This window comes from Streptomyces sp. NPDC037421, from assembly GCF_055602105.1.
In genome coordinates this window covers 18,804-43,642 of the sequence record NZ_JBVJWV010000046.1, presented here as the reverse complement: position 1 = coordinate 43,642, position 24,839 = coordinate 18,804, and the positions used below count along the sequence as shown (strand labels likewise).

Here is a 24,839-nt window from a genome sequence, read left to right as displayed (position 1 = left end):
GGTCAGGGCAACTACGCGGCGGCCAACGCCTGCCTGGACGCGCTGGCCGAACAGCGGCGCGCCGACGGACTGCCCGCCACCTCCATCGCCTGGGGAGCCTGGGGGGACAGCGGCCTCGCCACCGGATCCGACGCCGTTACCGCCCGCATGCGCCGCGGCGGCCTCCTGCCGATGACCCCCGACCTGGCCATCGCCGCACTCCAGCAGGCACTGGACCGCGACGAGACCACCCTCGTGGTCGCCGGCGTCGACTGGGAGCGCTTCGCGGCGGCCTTCGTCACCGGCCGCCCCAGCCCGCTCCTGACGGGCGTACCCGAGGCTCGTACCGTATTCGCGGCCCTGGAGGACGGCCGGGCCACCGGCACCTCCCTGCGGGACACCCTCCCCGGCCTGCCCGCCGAGGCGCAGGAACGGGTCCTGCTCGACCTGGTCCGAACCCACGTGGCCGCCGTCCTCGGACACGGCACCCCACACGAGGTCGCCCCCGGACGGGCCTTCCGCGAGTCGGGGTTCGACTCCCTGACGGCCGTCGAGCTGCGCAACCGGCTGAGCACGGCCACCGGCCTGGCCCTGCCCGCCACCGTGGTCTTCGACCACCCCAACCCGGCCGCGCTCGCCGGCCACCTGCGCTCCGAGCTGTGCGGGAAAGCCGGCGCGGACGGCCCGTCCGTGCTGGAGGAGTTCGCCCGGTTCGAACGCGCACTGACCCGGGTCGAGCCCGGCACCGGCGACCACACCAAGATCATGCAACGGCTCGAGGCCCTGCTGGCGCAAGGCCGGGAAGCCTCCGGCCACCCGGACCGCGCCGCCGGCGCCGACCAGTACGAAGCGGCGACCGACGACGAACTGTTCGGCCTGCTCGGCGAGAAGTTCGGCATCTCATGAGCGACGCCACCCGCCCCGCCGCCGCCCGCCCCTCCGCCAGGGAGAACCCTCACGTGTCCAATGAAGAAAGACTCCGCCACTTCCTCAAGCGCGTCTCGGCCGAGCTGGAGCAGACCCGGGAACGCCTGCGCGAGAGCGAGAACCGGGACGGCGAGCCGATCGCCGTCGTGGCCATGAGCTGCCGGTTCCCCGGCGGGGTCCAGAACCCCGAAGACCTGTGGCGGCTGCTCGTCTCGGGCGGCGACGCCCTGTCCGGCTTCCCCACCGACCGCGGCTGGGACCTGGCGGGCCTGCTCTCCGACGACCCGGAGCAGGCCGGTGCCTCCCACGCCCGCCAGGCCGGATTCCTCGAGGGCGCGGGCGAGTTCGACGCCGCCTTCTTCGGGATCTCGCCGCGCGAGGCCCTCGCCATGGACCCCCAGCAGCGGCTGCTGCTGGAGACCTCCTGGGAGGCCTTCGAGCGCGCCGGGATCGCCCCGGACACCCTGCGCGGCAGCCGGACCGGCGTCTTCGTCGGCACCAACGGGCAGGACTACACCCCCGTGGCCGTCCACTCCGCCGACGACCTGGCCGGGCACATCATGACCGGCAACGCCGCCAGCGTGCTCTCCGGCCGCCTCTCCTACGTCTACGGGCTCCAGGGTCCCGCCGTCACCGTCGACACCGCCTGCTCCGCCTCCCTCGTCGCCCTGCACCTCGCCGCACAGGCGCTGCGGCGCGGCGAATGCGAGCTGGCCCTCACCGGCGGGGCCACCGTCATGTCGACACCGACCCTGTTCGCGGAGTTCAGCCGCCAGGGCGGCCTGGCCCGCGACGGCCGCTGCAAGGCCTTCGCGGCGGCCGCGGACGGCACCGGCTGGGGCGAGGGCGCGGGCATGCTGCTGCTGGAGCGGCTTTCCGACGCCCGCCGCAACGGCCACCCCGTCCTCGCGGTGATCCGCGGCTCCGCCGTCAACCAGGACGGGGCCTCCAACGGCCTCACCGCCCCCAACGGCCCCGCCCAGCAGCGCGTCATCGAACTGGCCCTCGCCAACGCCCGTCTGACGCCCGAACAGGTCGACGCGGTCGAGGCGCACGGCACCGGCACCACCCTCGGCGACCCCATCGAGGCGCAGGCCCTGCTGGCCACGTACGGGCAGAACCGCCCGGCCGACCGGCCGCTGCGGCTCGGGTCGGTCAAGTCCAACATCGGTCACACGCAGGCCGCCGCCGGTGTGGCGGGCGTCATCAAGATGGTCCAGGCGATCCGCAACGGCGTCCTGCCGCGCACCCTGCACGTGGACGAGCCCACGCCCCAGGTCGACTGGTCGGCCGGCTCCGTGCGGCTGCTGACCGAGAACCTCGACTGGCCGGCGCCCGACGGGCAGCCGCGCCGCGCCGGCGTCTCCTCGTTCGGCATCAGCGGCACCAACGCCCACGTCCTCCTGGAAGAGCACACGCCCGACGCCGAGCCGTCCGCGCACCACGACCGGACCCCCGCGACCGGAGCGGCCCCCGCCGGCTCCGCGGCCCCCGCCGCCGAGCCCCCCGTCCTCGCGGTGCTCTCCGCCCGAGAGGACGAGGCGCTGCGCGAACAGGCCGCCCGCCTCCACGCCCACCTGGAGGCCGGCCCGCACCTGTCCCCCCGCGACGTGGCGCACTCCCTCGCCACCACCCGGGCCACCCTCGACCGCCGCGCCGCCGTCGTCGCCGACGGCCGCGACGCCCTCCTGAAGGGGCTGGCGGCGCTCGCCGACGGCACCCCGGACCCCGGCGTCCGGCACGGCAGCGCCACCCCCGGCGGGCTGGCCTTCCTGTTCACCGGCCAGGGCGCCCAGCGCGCCGGCATGGGGGACGAGCTGTACGCGGCGTTCCCCGTCTTCGCACGGGCCTTCGACGCGGCCTGCGCCGCGCTGGACCCACACCTGGACCGCCCGCTGCGGCAGGTGGTGAGCGGCGAGGCGGAACTCCTCGACCGGACCCGCTACACCCAGGCCGGGCTGTTCGCCCTGGAGGTGGCGCTGTACCGCCTCTTCGAGTCCTGGGGCGTACGCCCCGACTTCCTCCTCGGCCACTCGGTCGGCGAGCTGGCCGCCGCCCACGTGGCCGGCGTGCTCACCCTCCCCGACGCCGCCACGCTGGTCGCCGCCCGCGGCCGGCTGATGGAGGCGCTGCCCGAGGGCGGGGCGATGGTCTCCGTCCAGGCGGCCGAGGACGAGGTGCGCGCCCTGCTGACGGCCGGCGTCGACATCGCCGCGGTGAACGGCCCCCGCGCGGTGGTCGTCTCCGGCCCCGAGGACGCGGTCTCGCGGACCGCCCGCCTCCTGGAGACCGCGGGCCACCGCACGAAGCGGCTCAACGTCAGCCACGCCTTCCACTCGTCGCTGATGGAGCCGATGCTCGCCGAATTCGGCCGCATCGCGCGGACGCTCACCTTCCACCAGCCGTCCGTCCCGATCGTCTCGAACGTCACCGGACGCACCGCCGACCCGGCCGAGCTCGCCGGGCCCGAGTACTGGGTCCGGCACGTGCGCGCGGCCGTCCGGTTCCACGACGGCATGCGCCACCTGGAGGCCCAGGGCGTACGCCGCTTCGTCGAGCTCGGCCCCTCCGGCGTGCTGGCCGCCGCCGGACAGGCCTGCGTGAACGGCCCGGACCCCGTCCTCGTACCGGCCCTGCGCCGCGACCGGCCCGAGCAGGAGACCGTCACCGCCGCCCTGGGCGAGCTGTTCGTGCACGGCACCGCCCCGGACTGGACCGGGGTCTTCGCCGGGCACCCCGTACGCCGGGTGCCCCTGCCGACCACGGCGTTCCGGCGCACCCGCTTTTGGGCCCGCCCCGGCGAGACCCCCGGCGGGCCCGCCGCCACCGCCCAGGACCCCGCCGCCGGCCTCCAGTACCGCATCGAGTGGCAGCCGCTCGCCACCCCCGCCGCCACCGTCCCCGAGGGGACCTGGCTCGTGGCCGGCCCGCTCCCGCAGGAGCTCGACCTGGTCACCGGGGCGCTCGCCGCCCGGGGCGCCACCCCCGCCCGCCTGGACCTGACCCCCGGCACGGACCACGACCGCGAGACCCTGACCGTCCGCCTGCTCACGGCCCTGGCCGCCGCCGACGGCTGCGCGGGCGTCCTGCTCCTGCCCGCCGCGCCCGGCGACCCCGGCCTGGACGCGGCCCTCCGGCTGCACCAGGCCCTCGGAGACGCCGGAATCACCGCACCGCTGTGGTGCGCCACCCGCGGCGCGGTCTCCACCGGCCCCGGCGACCGGCCCGCCGACCCCGGCCAGGCACAGGTCTGGGGCCTGGGCCGGGCCGCGGCCCTGGAAACCCCCACCCGCTGGGGAGGGCTCGTCGACCTCCCCGGCGAGCTCGACGCCCCCGCGCTCGACCGGCTCGCCACCCTCCTGCTGGCCGGCGCCCCCGCCGGGACCGGCGCCGAGGACCAGCTGGCGATCCGCCCCACCGGCATCCTCGCCCGCCGGCTGGTCCGCGTACGCAGGGCCTCGGCCGCCGTCACGCCCTGGCGCCCCTCCGGCACCGTCCTGGTCACCGGCGGCACCGGCGCCCTCGGCGGCCACATCGCCCGCTGGCTCGCCGCGTCGGGCGCCGAACACCTGGTCCTCACCAGCCGCCGGGGCGAGCGGGCACCCGGCGCACGCGAACTCGCCGCCGAACTCACCGCGACGGGCACCCGCGTGACCATCGAGGCGTGCGACGCGGCCGACCGGGACGCGCTCGCGGCCGTGCTCGACGCGATCCCCGCCGAACTCCCCCTGACCGCGGTGGTGCACACCGCCGGCATCCTCGACGACGGCGTCATCGAGTCCCTCACCCCCGAACGGTTCGCGGCGGTCCTGCGCCCCAAGGCCGACGCGGCCCGCAACCTGCACGAACTCACCGCCGGCCTGGACCTGTCGGCGTTCGTCCTCTTCTCCTCCTTCGCCGGCGCGGTCGGCGGCGCCGGACAGGCCAACTACGCGGCCGCCAACGCCTTCCTGGACTCCTTCGCCGACCAGCGCCGCGCCGACGGGCTGCCCGCCACCGCCGTGGCCTGGGGCGCCTGGGCCGAAGGCGGCATGGCCGAGGACGAGGCGGCCGTCGGCGAGCGCCTGCGCCGCCACGGCATCCGCCCGATGCGCCCCCGGCACGCCATCGAGGGACTCCAGCAGGCCCTGGACCACGGCGACGCCTGCCTGGCGGTGGCCGACATCGACTGGGCCCTGTTCGCACCCGGCTTCACCACGGTCCGGCCCAGCCCGCTGCTCACCGGGATCGAGGAAGCCCGCCCCCGCACCACCGGGGAACCCGACTGGCGCGAACGCATCACCCTGCTCCCGGACGCCGAACGCGCCGCCGCCCTGCTGGACCTCGTACGCACCCAGGCGGCGGCCGTCCTCGGACACGGCGGCCCCGAGGCGGTCACCCCCACCCAGCCCTTCCGGGAACTCGGCTTCGACTCCCTCACCGCCGTCGACCTGCGCAACGTCCTCGGCGTCCGCACCGGGCTGAACCTCGCCACGACCGTGGTCTTCGACCACCCCAGCCCCCAGGCCCTCGCCGAGCACCTCGACGCCGAACTCGGCGGCACCGCCGCCGCCCGCGTCCTCGCCGACCTCGACCGGATCGAGGACGCCCTCGCGGTCCTCGACGCCGACGTACGGGCGGAGGTCGCGACCCGCCTCCAGAGCCTGCTGGCCCGCGCCGGCGCGGGATCCGGACCCGGCTCCGGCCCGGACGAAGAAACGGGTGCCGACACCCGACCGACCTTGGACACGGCGGACGACCTTTTCGCCTACATCGACCAGAAATACGGGACCCGCTGACATGGTGAACGAGACCAAGCTCCTGGAATACCTCAAGCGGGTCACGGCCGACCTGGACGAAGCGAACCGGCGTCTGAAGGACGCCGAGGACCTCAGCCACGAGCCGATCGCGATCGTCGGCATGGGCTGCCGCTTCCCCGGCGGCGTGCACTCCGCCGAACAGCTGTGGACCCTCCTCGCCGACGGCACCGACGCGCTCGCCCCCTTCCCCGACGACCGGGGCTGGGACCTCGCCGCGCTCTACGACCCGGACCCCGACCGGGCCGGCACCAGCTACGTCCGTGAGGGCGGCTTCCTCGCCGGCGCCGCCGACTTCGACCCCGCCTTCTTCGGCATCAGCCCGCGCGAGGCCCGCGCCATGGACCCCCAGCAGCGACTGCTGCTGGAGGTCGCCTGGGAGGCCCTGGAGCGTTCCGGCCTCGACCCGGCCGCCCTGCGCGGCAGCCGGGCCGGCGTCTTCGTCGGCACCAACGGCCAGGACTACGGCACCCTGTTCGGCTCGACCCCGGAAGAGGGCCTCGAAGGCTACATCGGCACCGGCAACGCGGCGAGCGTGCTCTCCGGCCGGCTGTCCTACGCACTCGGTCTCGAAGGCCCCGCGGTCACCGTCGACACGGCCTGCTCGTCCTCCCTGGTGTCGCTGCACCTGGCCGCCGAGGCGCTGCGCCGCGGCGAATGCGCCCTGGCCCTCGCCGGCGGCGCCACGGTGATGGCCACCCCCCGGGTCTTCGTCGAGTTCAGCCGGCAGCGCGGGCTCGCCGCCGACGGCCGCTGCAAGCCCTTCGCCGCCGCCGCGGACGGCACCGGCTGGGGCGAGGGCGCGGGCCTGCTCGTCCTCGAACGGCTCTCCGACGCCCGGCGGGGCGGCCGCCCCGTCCTCGCGGTCCTGCGGGGCTCGGCGGTCAACCAGGACGGCGCCTCCAACGGGCTCACCGCCCCCAACGGCACCGCCCAGCAGCGCGTCATCCGCCAGGCCCTGGCCAACGCCCGGCTGTCCCCGGACATGGTCGACGCGGTCGAGGCCCACGGCACCGGCACCAGGCTCGGCGACCCCATCGAGGCGCACGCCCTGCTCGCCACGTACGGCCGCAAGCGCACCGCCGACCGGCCGCTGTGGCTGGGCTCGGTCAAGTCGAACCTGGGCCACACCCAGGCCGCGGCGGGCGTCGCCGGCGTGATGAAGATGGTCCTCGCCATCCAGCACGGCACCCTGCCCAAGACCCTGCACGTGGACGAGCCGACGCCGCACGCGGACTGGTCGGCGGGCGGCGTACGCCTGCTGACCGAACCCACGCCCTGGCCCGAGACGGGCGAACCGCGCCGCGCCGGCGTGTCGGCCTTCGGCGTCAGCGGCACCAACGCCCACCTGATCGTCGAGCAGGCCGCCCCCGAGGACGCCCGGCCCCAGGACCGGACGCACGAGCCGCGGGCGCCGCGCACCGCCGCCGCGCCGTGGCTGCTGTCGGCCCACACCCCCGAGGCGCTGCGCGCGCGGGCCGCCCAGCTCCGCTCGTACGCACAGGACCACCCGGAGCTGGACCCCGCCGACCTGGCCCACTCCCTGTCCCTGCCGACGCCCTTCGCCCACCGGGGCGTGGTGCCGGGCACCGACCGGGAGGAACTCGTCGAGGGCGTTGCCTCCGGCGGGAAGTTCGCGTTCCTGTTCTCGGGTCAGGGTGCGCAGCGTCCGGGCATGGGCCGTGAGCTGTACGAGGCCCAGCCGGTGTTCGCGGCGGCCTTCGACGAGGTGTGCGCCCACTTCGACCTCCCCCTCAAGGACCTCGTCTTCGGCGGCGGCGAGGAGATCCACCGCACCGAGAACACCCAGCCGGCCCTCTTCGCGGTCGAGGTGGCCCTGTACCGGCTGGCGGAGTCCTTCGGTCTGCGCCCGGACTTCGTGGCGGGTCACTCGATCGGTGAGATCGCGGCCGCGCACGTCGCCGGTGTCCTCTCGCTCGCCGACGCGGCCCGGCTGGTGGCGGCCCGTGGTGCGCTGATGGGAGCCCTGCCCGAGGGCGGGGCGATGGTCTCGGTCCGTGCCACCGAGGACGAGGTCCGCCCGCTGCTGTCGGCCGATGTGGGCGTCGCGGCGGTCAACGGGCCGGAGTCCGTGGTGATCTCGGGCGCCGAGGACGCCGTTCTCGACGTGGCCGCGAAGCTGGCGGAACAGGGCCGCAAGACCAAGCGGCTGACGGTCTCGCACGCCTTCCACTCGCCGCTGATGGAGCCGATGCTGGAGGCGTTCCGCGAGGTCGCCGGGACCCTGGCCTACGCGACGCCGTCCATTCCGGTCGTCTCCAACGTCACCGGCGGGCAGATCACCGCGTTCACGGCCGACTACTGGGTCGAGCACGTCCGGGCCGCCGTCCGCTTCGGTGACGGCGTCGCCCACCTCGCCGGAGAGGGCGTCACCCACTTCCTGGAGCTGGGCCCGCAGGGGGTCCTGGCCGCCATGGCGGGGGAGTCCCTTCCCGACACCTTCTCCGGACTCCTCACCCCCGTCCTGCGCAAGGACCGCCCCGAACCCGAGGCCTTCCTCGGCGCCCTCGCCGAAGCCTGGACCCGCGGCCTGCCCGTCGACTGGCAGCCCCTGCTCTCCGGCCGCCGCGTCGACCTGCCCACGTACCCCTTCCAGCGGCAGCGCTACTGGCCCGCGACGACCGCGCCCGGCGACGTGGCCGCCGCCGGCCTGGGACCGGCCGACCACCCCCTGCTCGGCGCCATGGTGACCCTCGCCGAGGCGGACCAGGTGCTGTTCACCGGCCGTCTCTCCCTGCGGACCCACCCCTGGCTCGCCGACCACGCCGTCCTGGGCACCGTGTTCGTCCCCGGCACCGCCTTCGTGGAGCTGGCCGTCCGCGCCGGCGACCAGGTCGGCTGCGCCCGCCTCGAAGAACTCACCATCGAGGCGCCGCTGGTCCTCCCCGAACAGGGCGCGGTCCAGCTCCAGGTCGGCGTCGGACCCGCTGACGCGGACGGCCGCCGCTCCCTGACCTTCCACTCCCGCCACACCGACGAGCCGTGGACCCGGCACGCCACCGGCACCCTGACGGCCGGCCCCTCCCCGGCCGCCGCCCCGCCCGCCGGCCCCGACCTGAGCGAATGGCCCCCCGCAGGCGCCGAGCCGGTGTCCGTCGAGGGGCTCTACGACCACCTCGTCGAGGTCGGCTTCGGCTACGGGCCCGCCTTCCAGGGGCTGCGGGCGGCCTGGCGCCGCGGCGACGAAGTGTTCGCCGAGGTACGGCTGCCGGCGGAAGCCGAAGCCGCCCGCTTCGGCCTGCACCCCGCCCTGCTGGACGCCGCCCTGCACGCCGTCGGGCTCGGCGACTTCGTCACCGACGGCGCCGCGAGCCTCCCGTTCTCCTGGCGCGGCGTGGCCCTCCACGCGTCCGGCGCCCCGGCGCTGCGCGTACGGCTGTCACCGGCCGGCCCCGACAGCGTGTCCCTGGACGCCGCCGACCAGACGGGTGCCCCGGTGGCCACCGTCGAGGCGCTCGCCCTGCGCCCGGCCGCGGCACAGCGCACGCACCGGCACCGCGACTCCCTCTTCCGCGTCGACTGGACCGCCCTGCCCCTGCCCGCCGCCTCCGGGCAGCCGGCCGGTGCACCGGCGCGCTGGATCGCCTCGGCCGCCGACCTGGCCGCGCTGGACACCGTCCCCGACGCCGTGTTCGTCCGCTGCCCCCGCACCGACGGCGACCTCGTCCCCGCAGCCCACACCGGTGCGCACCGCGTCCTGGAACTCCTCCAGGCATGGCTCGCCGACCCCCGGTGCGCCTCCTCGCAGCTGGTCCTGGTGACCCGCGGCGCCCTGGCCGTCCGGCAGGGAGAGACGGTCCGCGACCTCGGCCAGGCGCCGCTGTGGGGCCTCGTCCGGTCGGCGCAGGCCGAGAACCCGGGCAGCTTCCGCCTGATCGACGTCACCGGCCCGGACGACACCCCGGACGCCTCCGCCGCACTGAGCGCCCTCCTGACCCTCGACGAGCCGCAACTCGCGCTCCGCGACGGCACGTTGTACGCCCCCAGGCTGGGCCGTGTCCCCGCCCCCGCCGAGCCGCGGGCCTGGGACCCCGACGGCACGGTCCTGATCACCGGTGGCACCGGCGGCCTCGGCGCCCTGCTGGCCCGCCACCTGGTGGCCGAACACGGCGCACGCCACCTCGTGCTGGCCGGCCGGCGCGGCCCGGCCGCCGAGGGCGCCGGCGAACTCGCCGCCGGACTCACCGCGGCCGGCGCCCACGTGCGGATCGAGGCCTGCGACGTCGGCGACCGCGCCGACCTGGCGCGGCTGCTCGCCCGGATCACCGCCGAACGGCCGCTGACGGCTGTCGTGCACGCGGCCGGCGTCCTCGACGACGGCGTGATCGGCTCGCTGGCACCCGACCGGCTGGACACCGTACTGCGCCCCAAGCTCGACGCGGCCTGGCACCTGCACGAGCTGACGCGGGAGGCCGACCTGGCGGCGTTCGTGCTGTTCTCCTCGGCCGCCGGCGTCTTCGGCGCCCCCGGCCAGGCCGGCTACGCCGCCGCGAACGCCTTCCTCGACGCCCTCGCCCAGCACCGCACCGCCCAGGGCCTCAGCGCCGTGTCCCTGGCCTGGGGCCTGTGGGCGGAGGGCGGCGGCATGGGCGGGCGACTGGCCGGCAACGACAGCCGGCGCATCACCGGCTCCGGCGTCGGCGCACTGTCCGCCGCCGACGGTCTGGAACTCTTCGACCTCGCGGGCGGCCTCGACGAGCCCCTGCTCGTCCCCGCCCGCCTGGACCTCAACCCGCCGACGGGCGCGGCGCGGAACGCCACGCCCCCCGCACTGCTGCGCGGCCTCGTCCGCGGACCGGCCCGCAGGGCGGCCGCGTCCGGCCCGTCCACCCCGCGGACCCAGTGGACCGGACGGCAGCTCGCCGAGCTGGTCCGTACGCACGTCAGCGCCGTACTGGGCCACGCGAGCGCGCAGGCGGTCGACCTCGGCCAGGCGTTCACCGAGCTCGGCTTCGACTCCCTCACCGCGGTCGAACTCCGCAACCGGCTCACCACCGAGACGGGCCTGCGGCTCTCGGCTACCCTCATCTTCGACTACCCCACCCCGGCCGCCCTCGTGGAGCACCTGAGTGCCGGACTGGGCGGGGCACCGGCCGCCGACGCCACCGCACCGGCCGCCGTCGCCCCCGGCACCGACACCGAGGACCCCGTCGCGATCGTCGGCATGAGCTGCCGCTACCCCGGCGGAGTGCGCTCGCCGGAGGACCTGTGGCAGCTGGTGGCCGCGGGCGGCGACGGCATCGCGGCGTTCCCCACCGACCGCGGCTGGGACCTGGACGGCCTCTTCGACGCCGACCCCGACGCGGCCGGCCGCTCGTACGTCAGCGAAGGCGGCTTCCTCTACGACGCCGCCGAGTTCGACGCCGGCTTCTTCGGGATCTCGCCCCGCGAGGCCCTCGCCATGGACCCCCAGCAGCGGCTCCTCCTGGAAACCGCCTGGGAGGCCTTCGAACGGGCCGGCATCGACCCGACGTCCGTGCGCGGCACCGCCACCGGCGTGTTCGCCGGCGTCATGTACCACGACTACGCCTCCCGCCTGGGCGAGGTCCCCGAGGGCATCGACGGCTACCTCAGCACCGGCAACGCCGGCAGCGTCCTGTCCGGCCGCATCTCCTACGTCCTCGGCCTGGAGGGCCCGGCCGTCACCGTCGACACCGCCTGCTCGTCCTCCCTCGTCGCCCTGCACCTCGCCGCCCAGGCCCTGCGGTCCGGCGAGTGCACGATGGCCCTGGCCGGCGGCGCGACCGTGATGGCCACCCCCAACACGTTCGTGGAGTTCTCCCGGCAGCGCGGCCTGTCCTTCGACGGCCGCTGCAAGTCCTTCGCCGCGGCCGCCGACGGCACCGGCTGGGGCGAGGGCGCGGGCATGCTCCTGCTGGAGCGGCTCTCCGACGCCCGCCGCAACGGCCACCGCGTCCTGGCCGTCATCCGGGGCTCCGCCGTCAACCAGGACGGCGCCTCCAACGGGCTCACCGCCCCCAACGGCCCCTCCCAGCAGCGCGTCATCCGCCAGGCCCTCGGCAACGCCGGCCTGAGCGTCCGGGACGTCGACGCCGTCGAGGCCCACGGCACCGGCACCAAGCTCGGCGACCCGATCGAAGCGCAGGCCGTGCTCGCCACGTACGGGCAGGACCGGCCCGCGGACCAGCCGCTGTGGCTGGGCTCCCTCAAGTCCAACATCGGCCACACCCAGGCCGCCTCCGGCGTCGGCGGCGTCATCAAGATGGTCGAGGCGATGCGCCACGGCCTCCTGCCCCGCACCCTCCACGTCGACGAGCCCACCCCGCACGTCGACTGGACGGCCGGCGGCGTACGCCTGCTGACCGAGCCCGTGCCGTGGCCCGAGACCGGACGGGCCCGCCGCTCCGGCGTGTCCTCGTTCGGGGTCAGCGGCACCAACGCCCACGTCATCGTGGAACAGGCCCCCCTCGACGAGGCCGCCGCCCCCGGGCCCGCCCCCCGGCCGGCCCCCGCACCGGGCACGGCACTGCCGTGGGTGCTGTCCGCCAAGACCGACGAAGCCCTGCGCGACCAGGCCCGCAACCTCCTCGCCGCCCTGGAGGGCCTGACCGCGCCGCGCTCCCCCGGGGACGGCCCCCACCACCCCCTCGCCGACATCGGCGGCTCCCTCGCGTCCTCCCGCGCCGCCCTGGAGCACCGGGCCGCCGTGGTGGCCGACGACCCCGCCGCCTTCGCCGAGGGGCTGGCGGCCCTGGCCGCCGGCGAGCCCTCCCCGCGCCTGCTGAGAGGATCGTCGCGCACCGCCGCGAAGGCCGTGTTCGTCTTCCCCGGCCAGGGCTCCCAGTGGGCGGGCATGGCCCACGAACTGCTCGGCTCCTCACCGGTGTTCGCCGACCGGCTGGCCGCCTGCGAACGGGCCCTCGCGCCCTACGTGGACTGGTCGCTGCGCGAAGCCCTCGCCGACGAGGCCGCCCTGGCCCGGGTCGACGTGGTCCAGCCCGCCCTGTGGGCGGTGATGGTCTCCCTCGCCGCGCTCTGGCGCTCCCACGGAGTCGAACCGGCCGCCGTGGTCGGCCACTCCCAGGGCGAGATCGCCGCCGCCTGCGTCGCCGGAGCGCTCACCCTCGACGACGCGGCCCGCGTCGTCGCCCTGCGCAGCAAGGCCCTCCTGGCCCTCTCCGGCCGCGGCGGCATGGTCTCCCTGCCGCTGTCCCGCGAGGAGGCCGCCGCACACCTGGGCGAGCGGCTGTCGCTCGCCGCCGTCAACGGCCCCCGTTCCGTGGTGGTCTCCGGCGATCCCGAGGCGCTCGACGCGGTGCTCGCCGGCGTCGAGGGCGCCCGCCGGATCCCCGTGGACTACGCCTCCCACTCCGCCCACGTGGAGGAGATCCGTACGGACGTCCTGGACGCCCTCGCCGGGATCACCCCCCGCCCGGCCGAGATCCCGTTCCTGTCCACGGTCGACGCCGCCTGGCTGGACGGCACCGAACTGGACGAGCGGTACTGGTACCGCAACCTCCGCCAGAGCGTCCTGCTCGCCGACGTCACCGAAACCCTCGTCCACGAGGGCTACGGCGTGTTCATCGAGGTCAGCCCGCACCCCGTCCTCGTCCACGGCCTGCCCGACACCGCGCTGGGCTCCCTGCGCCGCGGCGACGGCGGCCCCGCCCGCTTCACGGCAGCCCTCGCCGAGGCGCACGTCCACGGAGTGCCGGTCGACTGGGACACCGTCTTCCCCGGCGCCCGGCGGGTCGACCTGCCCACGTACGCCTTCCAGCGCGAGCGGTTCTGGCTCGAAGGCGCCGATGCCGCGGGCGACATGGCCTCCGCCGGCCTGGACGAGGCCGGGCACCCCCTGCTCGGCGCGATGGTGACGGTCGCCGCCTCCGACGACCACCTCTTCACCGGCCGCCTGTCGGTGACCGCGCAGCCCTGGCTGGCCGACCACGCGGTGGCCGGCACGGTCCTGCTGCCCGGCACCGCCTTCGTGGAACTGGCCCTGCACGCGGGCCACCAGACCGGCCACGGCCACCTGGAGGAACTGACCCTGGAGGCCCCGCTGGTGCTGCCCGGGCGGGGCGGCGTCCAGGTCCAGCTCGCCGTGGGCCCGGCCGACCCGGACGGCCGGCGCACGGTCACCACGTACGCCCGCTCCGCCCGGGAAGACGGCGAACCCTGGACCCGCCACGCCACCGGCATCCTGTCCGCCACCCCCGCCGCCTCCCCGGTCCCCGCCGCCAGCGGCGGCGACTGGCCCCCGGCCGGAGCCGAACCCCTGGACCTGACCGGCTTCTACGACGGGCTCACCGACTCCGGACTCGGCTACGGGCCCGCGTTCCAGGGTCTGCGCGCGGCCTGGCGGCTCGGCGACGAGGTGTACGCCGAGGTCGGCCTCGACCGCGACCAGCAGGAGGAGGCGAGCCGCTTCGGCCTCCACCCGGCCCTCCTCGACGCCGCCCTGCACGCCGTGGGCCTCGGCTCCTTCCTCGACGGCCCCGGCGTCCGCCTCCCCTTCTCCTGGAACGGCGTCCGCCTGCACACGGCCGGCGCGCGCGACCTGCGCGTCCGGCTGAGCCCCGCGGGCGGGGACGCGGTCTCCCTCACCGTCACCGACACGGCCGGCTCGCCGGTGGCGACCGTCGACTCCCTGGCCCTGCGCCCGGTGGCCACCGAACACCTCGCGCACCGGGACTCCCTGTTCGCGCTGGACTGGGTCGCGGCCCCGGCGGGCGGGCCCCTGCCCGCGGGCACGGTGTGCGAGGTGGACACCTCCGCCGGCGTGCGCGCGGCCGTGGGCCAGGCCCTGGAGGTGCTCCAGGACTCCCTCGCGGGTGCGGGGGAGGAGCGTGTGGTGTTCGTGACCCGTGGGGCCGTGGGTGATGGCGCCGGTGACCTGGCGGGTGCGGCGGTGTGGGGTCTGGTGCGCTCGGCGCAGTCGGAACACCCGGGCCGTTTCCACCTCCTGGACCTGGACGGGGCCGTGGCCGCGGCGCCGTACCTGACCTGCGCGGAGCCGCAGGCGGCGGTGCGCCAGGGAGTGGTGCGGGTTCCGCGCCTGTCCCGGGCCTCCGGCGACCCCGCCTCCGGCGGCCTGTCCTTCGCCGAGGGCGGCACGGTCCTGATCACCGGCGGCACCGGAACCCTGGGCCGGGCCGTGGCCCGACACCTGGTGACGGAACACGGTGTCCGCCACCTGCTCCTGGCGAGCCGTTCCGGCGGGGCCGCGGACCTGGTGGCGGAACTGGCCGGGCTGGGGGCCGTCGCGACGGCCGCCGCCTGCGACGCGGCCGACCGTGAGGCCCTGGCCGCCCTGCTGGCCGCGATCCCGGCCGCGCACCCCCTCACCGCCGTGATCCACACCGCGGGGGTCCTCGACGACGGGGTGATCGAGTCCCTCACGCCCGGGCGTTTCGACGCGGTGCTGCGCCCGAAGGCGGACGCGGCCTGGAACCTCCACGAACTCACCGCCGGCCTGGACCTGTCGGCGTTCGTCCTCTTCTCCTCCGCCTCGGGTCTGCTCGGTGCCCCCGGCCAGGGCAACTACGCCGCCGCCAACGCCTACCTGGACGCCCTCGCGCAGTACCGGCGCTCCCTGGGCCTGCCCGGCATCTCCCTCGCCTGGGGCCTGTGGGCCGAACGCAGCGGCATGACCGGCGCCCTCGACGCCGGCGACGTCGACCGCATCAACCGCGGCGGCATCGCCCCCCTCGCCACCGAGGAGGCCCTCGCGCTCCTGGACACGGCCCCCACCCTCGACCGGGCCCTGGCGGTGCCGATCCGCCTGGACCTGCCCGCCCTGCGCGGCCGCGCCCGGCACGAGGCGCTCCCGCCCCTGCTGCACGGCCTGGTGCCGGCCCCGCTCCGGCGGACGGCGGGCGCCCCGTCCGCCGTACCCGTCCTCGACCCGGAGGACCTGCTGGCCCTCGTACGGGCACACACGGCCACCGTCCTCGGCCACAGCTCCGCCGACCGGATCGAACCGGACCGGAAGTTCCTGGAGTTGGGCTTCGACTCGCTGACCTCGGTGCGCCTGCGCGGCAGCCTCAACACCGCAACCGGCCTGAGGCTGTCCGCCACGGCCGTCTTCGACCACCCGACCCCCGCCGACCTCGCCGACCACATGCGCGGCGAACTCGCGGCGGCCGGCACCCCGCAGACGCGGGAAGCCGTTCGGCAGCCCGCCCCGGCGCAGCCCATCGCCGCGCTCTACCGGCAGGCCTGCGCGGACGGCAAGGTCAAGGAGGCCACCGACCTGCTCGTCGCGGCCTCCCTGCTGCGCCCGTCCTTCACCGCGGACGGCACGGACGAGGCCCCGGCACCGGTCACCCTGTCCGGCGGCACCGGCGGGTCCGGCGGTCCGGCGCTGATCTGCCTGCCCTCGGTCACCGCGCTCTCCAGCCCCCACCAGTTCGCCCGCTTCGCCGCGCCCTTCCGCGAGCACCGGGACGTCCACGTCCTCCCGCTCCCCGGCTACGGCGAGGGCGAGCCGCTGCCCGCCACCGCCGGCGCCCTCGTCGCGCACGTGGCCGCCGAGGTGCTGCGCCTCGCCGACGGCGCACCCTTCGCACTGGCCGGGTACTCCTCGGGCGGCTGGCTCGCCCAGGAGGTCACCGCCCACCTCGAACGCGGGGGCGCCGCACCCGCCGGGCTGGTGCTGCTCGACACGTTCCTGCCCGGCGACGCCGCCCAGCCCGCGTTCCGCTCCCGGATGACGGACGCCATGTTCGAACGGGAGGACGCCTTCGGCTGGATGACCGACCTCAGGCTCACGGCCATGGGCGGCTACTTCCGGCTCTTCCCGGACTGGCGGCCCGCCGCCACCGCCGTCCCGACGCTGCTCGTCAGAGCGGGCCGCTCCCTGGTCGACGGCGGGGGCCACCAGGCGTCCTGGCCGCTGCCCCACACGGCGGTGGACGTGCCGGGCGACCACTTCACGATGATGGAGGACGACGCGCAGGACGCGGCCGCCGCCGTCGACCACTGGCTGACGGAGACCGTGGCATGACGACCCGCACCGCACCGGCACCCCGCACCGGCCTCGGCCGCGACGTCTGGAAGGCCGCCACCGTCGTGATCGTGGGAGCGACGATGTCGTTCCTGGACTCGACGATCGTCAACGTCGCGCTCGACGCGCTCGGTACGGACTTCCGGGCGCCGCTGAACACCGTCCAGTGGGTGGTCACCGCCTACCTCCTGGCCGTCGCCGCGGTCATCCCGGTCTCCGGCTGGGCGGCCCGCCGCTTCGGTGCCCGCCGCACCTACGTGGCCGCGGTCGTCCTGTTCACCCTGGGCTCCGCGCTCTGCGCGGCCGCCCAGGACGCCGGACAGCTCATCGCCTTCCGCGCGGTCCAGGGCCTCGGCGGCGGGCTGATCATGCCCGTCGGGCAGATGATCCTGGCCCGCACGGCCGGGCCGGGGAACATGTCCCGGGTCATGGCGACGGTGGGCGTACCCATCGTGCTGGCCCCGGTCTTCGGCCCCTTCATCGGCGGACTGCTGCTGCACTACGCCGACTGGAGGTGGATCTTCCTGGTCAACCTGCCCGTGGGCGCCGCCGCCGTCCTGTGCGCCGTGTGCCTCCTGCCGGCCGACCGCCCCGAGGCGGCCGCGCCGCTGGACGTCCCGGGCCTGGCCGCGGTCTCCACCGGCATGGCCGTCCTCACCTACGGCCTGGGCAGCACCGGCACCGGATCCCTCACGGTGCCCCTGCTCGCCATCGCCACCGGTGCCGCCCTCCTCGTCCTCTTCACGATCCGCACCCTCAACACCGCCCACCCGCTCTTCGACATCCGCCTCTACCGCGACCGGGTCTACCGCGCCGCGTCCCTCACCACGTTCTTCCTCTCCATGGGCATGTACGCGGGCATGGTGCTGATGCCGCTGTACTTCCAGGACGTCCGGCACGAGGACCCGGTCACCACCGGCATGCTGCTGGTGCCGTCGAGCATCGGCGCGGCGGCGGCCACCTGGCTCTCGGGCCGGGCCGCCGAACGCCTCGGCACCGGCCGGACCGCCCTCGTCGGCGCCGGCCTCAGCCTGGCGGCGGCGGTGCCGTTCGTGTCCGTCGGCACCGACACGTCCTACGCGCTGATCGGGACGGCCATGACCGTCTCGGGCTTCGGCGCCGGCCTGTCCGTCATGCCAGCCATGACCACCGCGTTCCGCAGCCTCGACCCGCAGAAGATCAGCGACGCCTCACCGCAGCTGAGCATCCTGCAACGGCTCGGCGGTTCGCTCGCGACGGCGGTGCTCGTCACCGTCCTGCAGAGCGGCCTCGACGGTGCGGACGGCCGCCCGCACGAGAAGGCCTCCGCCTTCGCCGTCACCTTCGGATGGTCCCTGGCCCTCGCCGCCGTGGCCGCGCTGTCCGCCGTCCTGCTCGCCCGGGCCGGGCGCCGTCCGGCCGCCCCCGAACCCACCCGCTGAGGGGAATCCGCATGCCCGTCACGACAGAGCCCGCCCCCACGGAGACGAGGGCCCTCCTCACCCAGCTGGGCGAGGAGGTCCTGCTCCACCAGGTCGACGCCCTCGACGACCAGATCATCGCCCTGGTCGCCCACCGCGCCTCCCTCGTCAACGAGATCCAGCGCGACCGGACCGCCGCCGGCGGCCCCGGCACCCGCCTGTCCCGGGAAACCCAGGTCATCGCCCGGTACAGCAACAGCCTCGGCCGCCCCGGTGTGGAGCTGGCCCTCCTCCTGCTGAACCTGTGCCGCTACCGCGGCAGAGGCTCGGCGGCCGCCGCCCAGGCGGCCCGCCACTCCTGAACCCGCGGTGAGGGGCCGACGGCCACGTCGGCCCCCACCCACCCGGTGACCGGCCGCAGCCCGTGCAGCGCGTTGGTGACCCACACCTCGCGCCCGCTCAGGTCCGCCACCCGCACCCGGCTCCGCCGCACCGGGATCCCCAGTCCGCCGGCGCGCCGCACCACCCACGCCGCGGTCACCCCCGCCAGGACCGGCAGCCCGGGATCGACCACGCACAGCACGTCCCCGTCCCACCACACCAGGTTCGCCGTGGCCGTCTCCCGTACGACGCCGTCGTCGCCGACGAGCAGCGCGTCATCGGCGCCCGCCGCGACGGCCTGCGCCCGCAGCATCCCCAGCGCCCGCAGGTCCGGCCCCTTGCGCCGGGGCATGTGCCGCGGATCGTCGCCCCCGGCCCACAGCCGTACCGCGTCCGTCCGCGCGGGCGCCACCCGCACCCGCAGCTGCAACCGGCCGCCCACCAGCTCCACCCGGGGGAACCAGCACCCCCGCCGGGGCAGCGCCCGGGCGACGGCCTCCGCGAACCCCTCCAGTCCGGGCCCGCCCGCCCCGGCCACGGCCACGCCGAACCGCCGCCAGTGCGCGGACAGTTCCCGTACCCGCCCCTCCTCGACCAGCCAGGAGTCGGCCGCCGCCAACTCCCCGGCCGCCTCGCCCTCGACGAGCCCTTCCGGCCCGTACAGGAGGACCCGCTCCCCGCCTTCACCGGCACCCGCCGACCCCGTTCTCATGACGTGGAGCATAGAGCGCCGCACGCCCTCTTGCGTACACCGTACCCACTGTGCGTACAGTGTGCGCAGCACTGGAACGGTGTACGCGCCGAGTGGGCCTCATCAACGGGACACACCGACGAAGACGAAAGGGATCGACCCATGGAAACCAGGAACCCCCGCCGCTGGTGGATCCTGATCGTGCTGTGCCTGAGCTCACTGGTCCTGGTGGTCGACTCCATGGCCCTGACCGTCGCGGTGCCGTCCCTGACCACGGACCTCGGCGCGAGCGCGCAGGACACCCAGTGGATCCTCGACTCCTACATCCTGGTCTTCGCCGGGCTCCTGCTCACCTCCGGCAGCCTCAGTGACCGCTTCGGCCGGCGCCTGGTCATGCTGGTCGGGCTGGTCCTCTTCGGTGCGGCGTCACTGGCCGCGACCTACTGCTCCAACCCGGGCGAGGTGATCGCCGTACGCGTCGCGATGGGCGTCGGCGGCGCGCTCATCATGCCGTCCACCCTCTCCATCCTCATCACCGTCTTCGAGGAGGACGAGCGGCCCAAGGCCATGGCGGCCTGGGGCTCGGTCTCCATGCTCGGCCTGGTGGGCAGCCCGGTCCTCGGCGGCGTCCTGATCGACCACTTCTCCTGGCAGTCGATCTTCTTCATCAACGTCCCGGTCGTCGTCCTCGCCGTGATCGCCGCCCTCACCCTGATGCCCGAGTCCAAGGGCCCCTGGCAGAAGCCCGACCCGCTGGGCGCCGTCCTCTCCGCCGTCGGCATGACCGCCCTGGTCTGGTGGATCATCGAGATCCCCAAGCACGGCGCCTTCGAGGGCCGCTCCTCGCTCACCCTGGCCGTCGCCGTGGCCTGCCTCGCCGGCTTCGTGATCTGGGAGAACGTCACCGCCTCCCCGATGGTCCCGCTGGTGCTGTTCAAGAACCGCAACTTCAGCGGCGGTTCGCTCTCCCTGACCCTCGTCCAGATCGGCAACGGCGGCCTGCTGCTGGTCCTGACCCAGTACCTGCAGTTCGTCCTCGGCTACTCGCCCCTCAAGGCGGGCCTCGCCTTCGTCCCGCTCGCCGTGGCCGCCCTCATCGGCAACGGAGCGGGCGCCGGCCTCGCCTCCAAGGTGGGCAACCGCCCCCTGATCGTGAGCGGCATGATCGTGATGGCCGCCTCCTTCGCCCTGCTGACCACCGCCTCCCCCGACTCCGGCTTCACCGTCCCGGCGGTCGCCCTGGGCCTGCTCGGCCTCGGCGCGGGCGCGGCCATGCCGGCCGCCGTCGGCGCCCTGATGGCCACCATCCCCGAGGAGAAGGCGGGCGTCGGCTCGGCACTCAACGACACCATCGGGCAGGCCGGCAGCGCCCTCGGCATCGCGATCCTCGGCTCGCTCCTCGCCTCCGGGTTCGCCGCCGAGATGCCGGCCGGACTGCCCGAGCAGGCCAAGCACTCCATCGCCGGAGCCCTGGCCGTCGCCGGCGGGGACGAGGGCATGGTGCGCACGGCCCGCGAGGCCTTCGTCACCTCGATGTCGACGACCTTCACCATCAGCGCCGCCGCCATCCTGGCCGCCGCGGTCCTGGCCGTCCTGGTCATGCGGGACCGCAAGCAGGCCGAGCCCGCCGAGCCCGCCGCGTCCGAGCCCGCCGCCGCCTGACCTGCCCCGCCGCACCTGTGAAGAGGCCCGCGTCCCCCGCCGGGGGGCGCGGGCCCTTCGCGCACCGCGCGGCTCAGCGGCCGTGGTGGTCGGCCAGGGCCTCGGCCGCGGCCCGGTGGCCGACCGCGGCCAGCACCGGATTGGTGACCCGGTATTCGTGCTCGGCGGTGAGCCCGAAGCGCAGCGCCCAGCCCCGCCCCCGGGCCCACGTCGCGTCGTCCACCGCCGCCTCCTCGCGGAACGCGCCGCGGCTCCCGGCGGACAGCAGGGTCCAGGCCGCCATCATGTCGCAGGCCGGGTCTCCCACCCCCACGCCCCCGAAGTCGATGACGGCGCTGAGTCGCCCGCCCCTGCCCAGCAGATTGCCCGGCAGCAGGTCCCCGTGCAGCCAGACGGGCTCGCCCCGCCACTGCGGAAGGCGCAGGGTCGCCTCCCACGCGGCGGTCGCCGCGTCCGCGTCCACCGTGCCGTCCGCGCCCAGGCCCCTGATCGCGGCCCGGACCTCCGCATCGGCCGACCCCGCCGGCCCGCCCCGGAACGACGCGGGCGCGCCGGCCGTGTCCACCCGCCGCAGCGCCGCCACGAAGCGGCCCAGGTCCACGGCGGCCCCGTGCAGGTCGCCGACGGGCTCGTCGAAGAGGTCCTCCCCCTCCAGCCAGCGGTACACCGACCACCCGTACCCGAAGCCCTCACCCGGTACGCCCCTGCCCAGCGGAACCGGCACGGCCAGCGGCAGCCGGGGCGCCAGCAGCGGCAGCCACCGCTGCTCCCGGTCGACCTGGTGCGCCGAACCGGGGACCCGGGGCAGCCGTACGGCCATGTCGTCGCCCAGCCGGAACATGGCGTTGTCCGTGCCGGCGGAGCGGACCCGCTGGACCGGCAGGTGCGCCCACCGCGGGAACTGGGCGGCCACCAGCCGGGCGACGAGCGTCTCGTCCATGTCGATTTCGTCGGGGTGCATCTTCATCCGGGACATGGACCGGAAGCCTGGCACGGCACACCGGCCCGGTCAACATGGTTTGGCACAGCAGTTGCCAATTTTGGCAACATCGGATCAGTGCACCACCACGTGCTTCTTGGGCATGCTTCTCGGAAGATTCATGGCAAGGAAAATTGTCAGGTATTTGCCAGCCGTCGGCACCGCCGGATAGGCTTCCGCACAGCGCCGGGGCGCGCCGACGGCCGAGTTCCCACCGGAACGATTCCGAGAACCGATTGCGGGACCCATCCCTATGACATACGAGCCGTCCTTCGGGTCGCGCCTGAAGGCCCTGAGGCTGCAACGGGGCCTCTCCCAGACCGCCCTGGCCGGCGGGGAGATCTCCACGGGCTACCTGTCGCGCCTGGAGTCCGGCGCGCGGCAGCCCACCGAGCGGGTCATCGCCCACCTCGCCCGGCAACTCGGGGTGGACCGCCGGGCCTTCCAGGCCCCGCCGGCCGCCGGCAGCCCGCTGGCGCGGAGCCTGACCATCGCCACCTCGTGCGACGACGGTGACGACGACGAGGCCGTCGAAGAGCTCACCGCCGCCCTCGTCGCCTGCCCGGACGAGGCACCGCTGCTGCGCTGGCAGGCGCTGTGGCTGATCGCCCGCCACCGGCACCGCCGGGGCGGCCGCGCCGAGGAGCTGTCGAGCCTGGAGGAACTGGCCGCGATCGCGGACGCCCTCGGCCTCCCGGAACTGCAATGCCGCTCCAGGACCCAGCTCGCCCGCTGCCTGCGCGCCGCCGGCGAGGTCGCCCGCGCCCTCGAACTGGCCGTCAGCGCCCATCGGATGGCGCGGGAGGCCGGGCTCGGCGTGCCCGACACCGGGACCGCCCTGCTGGCGCTGGTCTCCGCCGAGGCCGAGGCCGGCCACCTGCCCGAGGCCCGCGCGCACGCCGAGGACCTGGTCGCGCTCGTGGCCGGCCGCTCCGACGCGCTGCGGGCCGAGGCGCTCTGGTCGGCGGCCACCGTCAGCTCCCGCCAGGGCGACGACGAGGCCGCCCATGCGTACCTCCGCCAGGCGCTGGAGGCCCTGGACAGCCGCGTCGACCCCGTGCTGTGGGCGCGGCTGCGCCTGGCCGCGGCCTCCCTGTACCTCCGGTCCCGGCCCGCCCTCACCGAGCGGGCCGGCGAGTGCCTGGCGCAGGCCGGGGCGGCGCTCTCCCTCGTCGGCACGCCCGTACAGCAGCAGGAACTGCTGGTGCTGCGGGCACACCTCGCGTTCGAGGAGGGCCGGTACGGGGACGCCCGCGCGGCCCACGACCTGCTGGACCGCGGGCGGCTCGTCCTGACCTTCCGGGACCGGATCCGGCTGGAGACCCTCGACGGCCTGCTCCTGATCTCGGAGGGCCGCCCGAAGGAGGGCCTCGCCCTGCTCAAGAGGCTGGGCGAGGAGGCCCGCCGGGCCTCCAGCCACGACCTGGCCGCCGAGGTGTGGCGGCTGCTGGCCGAGACCCTGGAGAACGCCGGCTCCGAGGACCCCGGCCCCGCCTGACGGCCCGTCGGCGCGTTGGCCCCCGCCCCCCGGTCCCCTCAGACGAGCCGCACCACCGGCCGGATCACCGGCCGGCCGGTCACGGCTTGTCGAAGGTGTAGAACCGGCGGTGGTCCAGCATGTCGGCCGGAGTCACGTTGTTCCACGGAGGCAGCACGCCCCGCAGGTCGATCACGTTCTGCGTCCGGGACGCGGGCAGGTAGCCGGCCTTGGGGTTGCGGGCCTGCCAGTCCGCCCACAGCTTGTCGATGAAGGCGTGGTGCAGCCAGAACACCGGGTCGTTGGGGGAGGCCGCGGTGGCCATGTGCCCGCCCACCCACACGTGGACCCGGTTGTGCAGGTTGGCCCCGCGCCAGCCCTCCAGGTGGTTGCGGAACCCGCTCGACGAGCTGTTCCAGGGCGCGGTGTCGTACACCGGCATGGCGAGCACCGCGTCCACCTCGGCCCTGGTCGGCAGCTGCGGCACCCCCGACCCCAGGACGCGCCGCAGGTAGTCGCGGCGGTCCACGCCCACCGTCACCGGCCAACGGCCGCTCGTGTAGGCGAACGGCCCGTCGAGCACCTGCCCGTCCCGGCCCCGCCTGCTGCCGCCCATGAAGTCGGAGGCCCACAGGGAGGAGTTGGGCGCCCGGTCGACGGTCCAGTCCCAGTACGGCAGCGCCACGTTGCGGTCCACCCGCTGGAGCGCCGCCTCGAAGTCCAGCAGGAACCGCCGGTGCCAGGGCAGGAAGGACGGCGTGCGGTGCCCGATCCGGGGCCCGAAGTCCGAGTCGCTCATCAGGTAGTAGTTGTGGGCGTTGACGTACCGGTCGTAGACGCCGGTCCGCTTCAGCTCCAGCACCGCGTTGACGAAGGCCCGCTTCTCGTCGGGCGTCAGCACGGACACGCTCTTGCGTACGGTCACAGCTGCGGAGCCTCCTTCGGGAGGACGAAGGGGGCGAGTTCGGCGCCCTGGAGGTCACGGATGGCGGCGCGGGCGGCCGCGACCGGGTCCGGGAAGCTCTCGTAGTGGTTGACGACGGTGACCCAGCTGCCGTCCGCGTTCCCCATCAGGTGCAGCTCTTTGCCGTCGATCTTGATGTTGGGGACCGGCACGCCGTGGTGCCCCGCGGCACCCAGCGTGATCTGGATGCGGCGCCCCTCGTACACCTCGTCGATGCCGCCGGTGGGTATGGACAGGGGCGCCCCGGAGGCCCCCGGGGCCCCGGAGGCACCTGACGCCCCGGCCGCCGGGGCCGGGGTCGACGAGGACGAGCAGGCGCTCAGCCCCAGGGCGATGGACGCCCCGGCACCGATCCCCAGAGCCTGTCGGCGAGTGATCTTCTTCATGGCCTGAAGAAGTACCAGAAGGCCGAAACCCGCCGATCAGTGCCCCCTACATCAAGATCCCCGGCTTCGGCGGGCCCACGACGACAGCCCGGGGCCGGGGGGGGGGGGGGGGGGCCAGGGGGGGGGGGGGGGGGGGGGGGGGGGGGGGTGGAGGAGGGGGGGGTGGGGGGGGGGGGGGGGGGGGGGGGGGGGGGGGGGGGGGGGGGGTGG

The 24,839-nt window shown here is 75.6% G+C and carries 10 protein-coding genes and 1 pseudogene; 7 read left to right on the top strand and 4 right to left on the bottom strand.

All coding sequences use genetic code 11. The features are described from left to right. The 5 genes and pseudogenes from ACZ7IF_RS36040 to ACZ7IF_RS36020 all read left to right on the top strand — a co-directional run. Positions 1 to 885: acyl carrier protein (locus ACZ7IF_RS36040; RefSeq protein WP_470980660.1), on the top strand; the 885-nt coding region annotated here is incomplete at its 5' end. Next, entirely contained in the window at positions 882 to 5,684 is a 4,803-nt protein-coding gene (locus ACZ7IF_RS36035) for a type I polyketide synthase (RefSeq protein WP_470980657.1), read from the top strand. The genes ACZ7IF_RS36040 and ACZ7IF_RS36035, both read left to right, overlap by 4 nt. Position 5,685: 1 nt before the next feature. After that, positions 5,686 to 16,635: pseudogene (locus ACZ7IF_RS36030) on the top strand (SDR family NAD(P)-dependent oxidoreductase); the annotation flags it as partial. A 50-nt stretch (positions 16,636 to 16,685) separates the two neighbouring features. Continuing rightward, a complete protein-coding gene (locus ACZ7IF_RS36025; RefSeq protein ID WP_470980654.1) occupies positions 16,686 to 18,110 on the top strand; it encodes a DHA2 family efflux MFS transporter permease subunit in 1,425 nt (474 codons plus the stop codon). Between the two features lie 11 nt (positions 18,111 to 18,121). Further along, positions 18,122 to 18,451: a chorismate mutase gene (locus ACZ7IF_RS36020; RefSeq protein ID WP_470980651.1), complete on the top strand. Its 330-nt coding sequence runs from the start codon at positions 18,122 to 18,124 to the stop codon at positions 18,449 to 18,451. Here the strand turns inward: ACZ7IF_RS36020 and ACZ7IF_RS36015 are convergent. Continuing rightward, complete coding sequence (locus ACZ7IF_RS36015; protein ID WP_470980648.1) at positions 18,400 to 19,182, bottom strand: aminotransferase class IV; 783 nt, start codon at positions 19,180 to 19,182, stop codon at positions 18,400 to 18,402. The genes ACZ7IF_RS36020 and ACZ7IF_RS36015 overlap by 52 nt on opposite strands. Positions 19,183 to 19,323: 141 nt before the next feature. On the opposite strand from ACZ7IF_RS36015, the gene ACZ7IF_RS36010 reads away from it, so the two are divergent. Next, positions 19,324 to 20,823 carry an MFS transporter gene (locus ACZ7IF_RS36010; protein ID WP_470980646.1) on the top strand — a complete coding sequence of 500 codons (1,500 nt, stop codon included), beginning with the start codon at positions 19,324 to 19,326 and terminating at the stop codon, positions 20,821 to 20,823. A 73-nt stretch (positions 20,824 to 20,896) separates the two neighbouring features. On the opposite strand, the gene ACZ7IF_RS36005 is transcribed toward ACZ7IF_RS36010, so the two are convergent. Further along, positions 20,897 to 21,799, bottom strand: coding sequence for an aminoglycoside phosphotransferase family protein (locus ACZ7IF_RS36005; RefSeq protein ID WP_470980643.1), 903 nt, complete (start codon positions 21,797 to 21,799; stop codon positions 20,897 to 20,899). A gap of 256 nt (positions 21,800 to 22,055) precedes the next feature. Here ACZ7IF_RS36005 and ACZ7IF_RS36000 point away from each other — a divergent pair, with 256 nt between their 5' ends. Then, a complete protein-coding gene (locus tag ACZ7IF_RS36000) occupies positions 22,056 to 23,300 on the top strand; it encodes a helix-turn-helix domain-containing protein (RefSeq protein ID WP_470980640.1) in 1,245 nt (414 codons plus the stop codon). A 79-nt stretch (positions 23,301 to 23,379) separates the two neighbouring features. Here the strand turns inward: ACZ7IF_RS36000 and melC2 are convergent, their stop codons facing one another. After that, a complete protein-coding gene (gene melC2, locus ACZ7IF_RS35995; protein ID WP_470980637.1) occupies positions 23,380 to 24,204 on the bottom strand; it encodes a tyrosinase MelC2 in 825 nt (274 codons plus the stop codon). Continuing rightward, complete coding sequence (gene melC1, locus ACZ7IF_RS35990) at positions 24,201 to 24,629, bottom strand: apotyrosinase chaperone MelC1 (protein WP_470980634.1); 429 nt, start codon at positions 24,627 to 24,629, stop codon at positions 24,201 to 24,203. The genes melC2 and melC1 overlap by 4 nt, the downstream gene beginning before the upstream one ends. Positions 24,630 to 24,839: the final 210 nt, after the last annotated feature.